Here is a 401-nt window from a genome sequence, read left to right as displayed (position 1 = left end):
ATAGAGGCTTCTATGGTGAGGGGTAGGACTAATTTTTCAGCGTTTATCTATGACGCTTCGCGAGGAGTTGGCTTCTCTGTGAGTGAAGGTTTTTTCTACTCTCTTGATCAGGACTGGGACGATCCAGGAGATTTCAGTGAGGTCAGTTTCTTTTTGGGCGAAGTGGAAACTTCAAGTATCGCAGTGCCTGACTACGTTTCCCTGATGAAAATTGCAGCTGATGTTTACTCTGCTTTCTTTCCTGATGATGGAGGCGATGTTCTAAGGTCTGCTGAAAGATTAGAAGAGCGTTACTCAACGAAGTTTCCAGTCTAGGTGAGAGGCGTTTATTAGTGAAAAGGGACTGAAAAAGGGACGGATTTATTTTTCTAAGTAGCCGAAAATAAATCTGTCCCCTTTTT

Annotated in this window: 1 protein-coding gene; it reads left to right on the top strand. The window is 43.1% G+C overall.

Going from position 1 to position 401, the window contains the following annotated elements; genetic code table 11:
- Positions 1-315: hypothetical protein (locus tag DM374_RS32810; protein ID WP_110973539.1), on the top strand; the 315-nt coding region annotated here is incomplete at its 5' end.
- Positions 316-401 lie beyond the last annotated feature (86 nt).

The organism is Pseudomonas huaxiensis, from assembly GCF_003231275.1.
GTDB lineage: Bacteria > Pseudomonadota > Gammaproteobacteria > Pseudomonadales > Pseudomonadaceae > Aquipseudomonas > Aquipseudomonas huaxiensis.
Note: the sequence above shows the minus strand (reverse complement) of the source record. Positions and strands in the feature narration are given on the sequence as shown.